At 63.6% G+C, this 6,228-nt stretch carries 5 protein-coding genes; 3 read left to right on the forward strand and 2 right to left on the reverse strand.

All coding sequences use genetic code 11. The annotated features are described in order from the left end of the window. The first annotated feature begins 355 nt into the window (after nt 1–355). The 3 genes from WAN71_RS08655 (at nt 356) to WAN71_RS08665 (ending at nt 4,530) form a co-directional block, all read left to right on the forward strand. Nucleotides 356–1,837, forward strand: coding sequence for a DUF4185 domain-containing protein (locus WAN71_RS08655; protein WP_422224929.1), 1,482 nt, complete (start codon nt 356–358; stop codon nt 1,835–1,837). A 113-nt stretch (nt 1,838–1,950) separates the two neighbouring features. Further along, entirely contained in the window at nt 1,951–2,442 is a 492-nt protein-coding gene (locus WAN71_RS08660) for a hypothetical protein (protein ID WP_422224930.1), read from the forward strand. Between the two features lie 45 nt (nt 2,443–2,487). Next, a complete protein-coding gene (locus WAN71_RS08665; protein ID WP_422224933.1) occupies nt 2,488–4,530 on the forward strand; it encodes an NAD(+) synthase in 2,043 nt (680 codons plus the stop codon). A gap of 22 nt (nt 4,531–4,552) precedes the next feature. Here WAN71_RS08665 and WAN71_RS08670 read toward each other — a convergent pair whose 3' ends face one another. Further along, nucleotides 4,553–5,077, reverse strand: coding sequence for a hypothetical protein (locus tag WAN71_RS08670; protein WP_422224931.1), 525 nt, complete (start codon nt 5,075–5,077; stop codon nt 4,553–4,555). 1 nt (nt 5,078) lies between these two features. Continuing rightward, on the reverse strand, nt 5,079–6,228 hold a 1,150-nt coding region (locus WAN71_RS08675; RefSeq protein WP_422224932.1), incomplete at its 5' end, for a molybdopterin-dependent oxidoreductase.

The following is a 6,228-nucleotide window of genomic DNA, read 5'->3' on the forward strand; positions in this document are numbered from 1 at the left end:
TCGGTGGAGATCCCCGCGCCGGTCAACACCGCGACGCGGCGACCGTCCAATAGCGCAATCAGCTCCGGAGATTCCGCGCAGTCCGACACCCATTCGAGAGTACGGCTCCACCGGAGCCGATCAGGCCATACCCAAACCCGGCGGCTCTCACGGTTCCGGTTTTACTCCGCACCCGTCGCGGCCCAGGCTTCACCTCTTTGGCAGGAGTGGTTGCGACACGGTCACGACCGGATACCGATCCGGCGTATCACTGACCCCAATTCCCACTGTAGTCACTATCGTCACAGGTTCGAACCCCTGCGCGTCCGCTGTTGACGACCTACGGGGAAGTCCAGGCACCCATCGGAGGTTTGACGTGTGGGTATCTCCTCGACTCGCACCGGTATCGGTGGTGTCGGTGGCCGCCATTGGACTCGTCGCTCCGGTAGTCGTGGCCCCTTCAGCGGCGGCCGCGCCCTGCGCGCAATCGGCTGCCGCGGCAGCACCGAACAGGGTTCAGCCGCTGCCGGGGGCGGCGATGCCGCCGGTAGAACACGTGCCGACCGGGCGCATGCCCCGCGGCGCGGAGAACCAGGCGGTGCCGTTCGGGCTGGGTCCGCTCCCAGCCCCGGCCACCGCCCCGACAGCGGGTGCGCTGAACGCCGCGCCGATGCAGCAAGAAGGCGCGGTGCTGCCCTGGCCCCCGAACCCCGCGAGTCCGATCAATCCGGGTCCAAATGCAGCTGCTGGTACGGGCCCGACCACCGGGGGCCCCGCCGCGGCGATCGCGGCCCCGACAACAACGATCGTCAACTGGGTGGATGGACCCAACAGCCCGAACAACACATACGCCCGCTTCGCCATCTCCGGCGCCGATCTCGGGATTCTGTGGGACAACGGCCAAAGCGGCGCAAATGACCAGGTGCTCATGGCATTCGGCGACACGTTCGGCGATTGCAGCGCGCCCGGCCAACAATGGCGGAGCAACACCTTGTTTCGTAGCGCGGACCGCAATCTGTCCGACGGAGTCTCGGTGCCGGATCCCGCGTTCGGCAACGTCTACGCCGGCTCGCCGGTCCTGTCCGCGACTCCACCGGGATCGAACTTCTCAAAACAGATCATCGCCGGTCTCAATCTCGCCCAAACGGAAGTGACCATCATTCCCACCGCGGGCATCTCGGTGGGGACAACACAATACGTCAATTTCATGTCGGTCAAGCAATGGGGCAACCCGGGCCAATGGACCACGAACTTCTCGGCAATCGCGGTTTCCATCGACAACGGCGAAAATTGGACCGTCAACCGTGGAACCATCCGCCCGAGCTTCTTTTTCAGCGTACCCAGCGTCTGGTTCAACTGGGGCAACCAGAATTTTCAGCAAGGGGCGTTCGTCCGACGCGACGGTTACGTGTACTCATACGGCACCCCGTCCGGACGCTCCGGTTCGGCATATGTGTCGCGCGTTCCCGAGAATGCTGTGCTGGACCTCAGTCAGTACGAATACTGGGGCAAACCGTGGTGGAATCCCTTTGGTGGAGGATCGTGGATCGCAAACAGTCCCTGGGCTGCCACGCCGGTTATTGCGGCTCCGGTGAGCGAGATGTCAGTTCAGTACAACGATTACCTCAATAAGTACATCGTGCTCTACACCGACGGCTCGAACAACGTCGTGATGCGGACGGCGGACAATCCACAAGGACCGTGGAGCGCATCGCAGACCCTGGTGACGTCAACACAACTTCCTGGCGGCATTTATGCCCCGTTCATCCACCCCTGGTCAGCCGGCCACGACCTGTACTTCAACCTGTCGCTGTGGTCGGCGTACAGCGTAATGTTGATGCACACCACGCTGCCCTAGCCCCCGCTGCACCGGCGCTACACATGTCTCGCTCTCGCTGCGTTACTCGATCGAGGAACATCGACCGAGTAGTCCTCCGATTGTCGTCGGCTAAGCCGACTATTAAACAGACCGTGGCGATAGGCCTGACTGCGCTAGCAGAGGCCCTCGCGGTGCTGTCCGCGCCGACGGCGGCGTATGCGGATCCCGTTGTACCGCAACCAGACACCCCCTGTTCGCCGAATCTCGCCAACGCGATGGCCCGGCTTCCGGGCCAGAAAATAACTTTGGTGTGCCTGCAGGAAGCAGACGACCGCTACCAATGGAAAATCGTCACCTCCGATTATCCGAGCAGTGACCGATGGCTGACCTATGGACCCCAACTGACACTGCGCGGCGAGGGAACTCGCAACCACAACCTGCGGTCAGGCGACTGGATGGCCCTCCCGCAAGACCCCGCCAGCCAGTGCATCGCAGAGCAGATAGCCGTGGTCAGTGCGGGCGTTGTGAGTTCGCCCCAAGTAGAGGCTGGGGCGACAGGGCAACAGCTCTCGTTTCGGGTGTTACCTAATCTCTTCTCGATAACGATGAAGGGCTACTGCCTTTGGGGAAAGGTGAACTCCTGACAAATGGCGTCGGCTTGGCACCGGCTGGGCGACAATGGAAGGACGATGGACTTTTATAACGCCTACAGCCAGGGGTTTGTCCGTGTTGCGGCATGTACTCACCATTCCGCGATCGGCGACCCGGCGGCCAATGCCGTGTCGGTTCTGCGGCTGGCTCGCCAGTGTCACGACGACGGGGTCGCCCTCGCGGTTTTCCCGGAGCTGACGCTGTCCGGGTACTCCATCGAGGACATCCTGCTGCAAGACGTGTTGCTCGACGCCGTCGAGGATGCCGTGCTGGATGTCGTCACGGCTTCTAGCGACCTGCTGCCGGTGCTGGTGGTCGGTGCTCCGCTGCGCTTCCGGCACCGCATCTACAACACGGCCGTGGTCATCCACCGCGGTGTTGTGCTTGGCGTGGCGCCGAAGTCGTACCTGCCCACCTACCGGGAGTTCTACGAGCGCCGCCAGCTCGCGCCGGGTGACGACGAGCGCGGCACGATCCGAATCGGCGGCATGCAAGCGCCGTTCGGCCCGGACCTGTTGTTCGCGGCATCCGACCGGCCCGACTTTGTGCTGCACGCCGAAATCTGTGAGGACATGTTCGTGCCGGTTCCGCCCAGCGCTGAAGCGTCGTTGGCGGGCGCGACGGTGCTGGCCAACCTGTCCGGCAGCCCGATCACGATCGGTCGCGCCGAAGACCGATGCGTACTCGCCCGCTCAGCGTCGTTGCGGTGCCTGGCCGCCTACGTCTACGCCGCCGCGGGGGAGGGCGAATCGACGACCGACCTGGCATGGGACGGCCAGACAATGATCTGGGAGAACGGTGTACTGCTCGCCGAATCCGAGCGCTTTCCGAAAGGGGAACGCCGCAGCATCGCCGACGTTGACACCGAGCTGATTCGCGCGGAGCGGCTGCGGATGGGGACATTCGATGACAACCGGCGCCACCACCGCGCACTGGCGGAGTCGTTCCGGCGCATCGAGTTTCGCCTGGATCCGCCGTCTGGCGACATCGGACTGCGGCGCACGGTCGAACGGTTTCCGTTCGTGCCGGCCGATCCCAACCGGCTGCAGCAAGACTGCTACGAGGCCTACAACATTCAGGTCGCGGGGCTCGAACAGCGGTTGCGGGCATTGAAATACCCGAAAGTTGTCATCGGGATTTCCGGCGGGCTGGATTCGACGCACGCGCTGATCGTCGCTGCGCGCGCGATGGACCGGGAAGACCGGCCGCGCAGCGACATTCTGGCGTTCACACTGCCCGGCTTCGCAACCGGCGAGCACACCAAACGCAATGCGGTCGAGCTGTGCCGAGCACTTGGTGTCACCTTCTCCGAAATCGACATCACCGAGACCGCAAAGCTGATGCTCAAGGAGATCGATCACCCGTTCTCACAAGGCGAAAAGGTCTACGACGTCACGTTCGAAAACGTCCAGGCGGGCCTGCGCACCGACTATCTGTTCCGGCTGGCCAACCAGCGCGGCGGTATCGTGCTGGGCACCGGCGACCTTTCCGAGCTGGGGTTGGGCTGGTCGACCTACGGTGTCGGCGACCAGATGTCGCACTACAACGTCAATGCCGGGGTGCCTAAAACACTGATCCAGCACCTGATCCGCTGGGTGATCGCCTCCGACCAGTTCGAGCCGGAGGTGGGCAAGGTGCTGCAGTCTGTGCTCGACACCGAGATCACCCCGGAATTGGTGCCCAGCGGTGAAGAGGAAGAACTGCAGAGCAGCGAAGCAAAGGTTGGACCGTTTGCCCTGCAAGACTTTTCACTGTTCCAGGTGCTGCGTTACGGGTTCCGGCCCTCGAAGATCGCATTCTTGGCATGGCATGCGTGGAGTGATTCCGAGCGTGGCAACTGGCCGTCGGGGTTTCCGGAGAACAAGCGACCCTCGTACTCGCTCAAGGAGATTCGGCACTGGCTCGCAGTCTTCGTGCAGCGGTTCTACTCTTTCAGCCAGTTCAAGCGTTCGGCGCTGCCCAACGGGCCCAAGGTGTCGCAAGGCGGCGCGCTGTCGCCGCGCGGGGACTGGCGCGCCCCGTCGGACATGTCAGCACAAGCCTGGCTCGACGAGATCGAGCGAGAGATTCTCGAAGAGTAGAAGGCAGCAAGCCAGCCCATGGTCAGGGTTCTGATTTGGTTTCCTCGCGGCGTCCGGCGATAGACAGCCGGGCCGCGTATGCCAGTGCGCTGAAACCGTATAGTGCGGCGACCAGCAGCAGCCAGCGCCCGAAGAAGGGTTGTTGGCTCTGCCCGGTGGCCGCGGAGTAACTGGCTTGCCCCTGTTGGATGATCCCGGGAAAAAACAGGAGTAGCGACAGCCCCGCCCCCAGGGTCGGGACCCGCAAATAATTCAGCGGCGACACCCGCGGCGACGGCCCTGCCCACCGATTCCTCAGCGCGGCAAGGGCAGCCGAGACGGAGCGATCGGCCAGGGCGTAGAGCGGGAACAGGACCAAGTCGTGAGCGACGATAGCGGCGAGGAACCAGACTGCGATTGACTGCCACCACACCTTGGAATTCCACAGGGCTTGCGGGCCAAGCACCGTCACGACATACCCGGCCAGCGCCCACGCGGCTACCGTGCCTAACAGATGTAACGGATTACTGCCGTAGAAGGTGGTGAAGCTGGTGATCAGTCTGCGCATATCAACGTTGTCCGAATTCGATTGACCGTACCCATTTGGTGTTGTGCACACCCGGCAGCGCGGGCACGATGATGCGCGCGGGGTAGCCGTGATCAAAAGACAGGTCAACGCCGTTGACCCGAAGTGCCAGCAACGAGTCAGAGTTGCGCACCTGATTAGCCTGCAGGACAGCGTGATTGAACGCGCCGGCCCGCTCCAGCGAACGCACGGTGGCTCGGGCCGGGTTGGGCAGCCCGACCAGGTCCGCCAGATCGCGGAGACGAACTCCGCTCCACGTCTGGATGGTCGACCATCCTTCGACGCAGGCGATCGGCAGCTCGGCGGTGTGCTGCGGCATCGCTTCCAGGGTGGCCCGGCTCAACAACATCTGGCCCGAAGGACCTCGCACGCTGAGCCGCCAATTCCCGCCGGTGTCGGCCGGCGTGATTGCGGCGGCCGCAGCGGTCCTATTGACCTGGAAATCGTTGGGTCCATCACCGCGGCTACGCCCCCGCGGCAACAGGAACGCCGCACGACGGCTAAAACCTCCGAGAGTCTGTCCGGCGGTGAGCACCGCGACGAACAGTGCGCCGCCCCCGACCAGCGCCAGCGCGCCGCGACGGCTCACAGTCGGCGGTCCGGGATCAGTGGCGACCAGCCCGTCGACGTCGGGTGGTTCGGGACGGCTGTCGGCGCGCGAGGTGCGCAGTACCCTGCGAAACGACAGGGAACGCAGACCGGTGACCATCTTCGGCAATTTGATCAGCACGTGGATGACGAAACCGGCGATGAATACCCATGCTCCGTAGTAATGGGCGGTGTAAAAGCTGAACCCGAATATGTAGTCGTACTGGATGTTGAGCACTCCGGTGGCAAGCTCGAAGAGGATCCCGCCCACCAGCATCAACAACGACAGGCGCTCCAGAAGCTGCGCGATCGACCGCAGTGGTGGCCATGCGAACAGCCGGGGAATGACCGACCACAGTTTGGCCAGCACCACCGGGATGATGATCAGACCCAACCCGACGTGCACACCCTGGGTCAGCCGGTAGAGCCACGAGGGCCTGGTCGGCCAGTCGAACGTGGGCAATTTGAGCCATCCGACGTCGCCCGGGATGGCCTGCCCGAATTGCGGGCCGTACGCGATGTAGGACAGCAGCCCGGTCAGGATC

Origin of the sequence: Mycobacterium sp. (assembly GCF_049280035.1) — a bacterium.
GTDB lineage: Bacteria > Actinomycetota > Actinomycetes > Mycobacteriales > Mycobacteriaceae > Mycobacterium.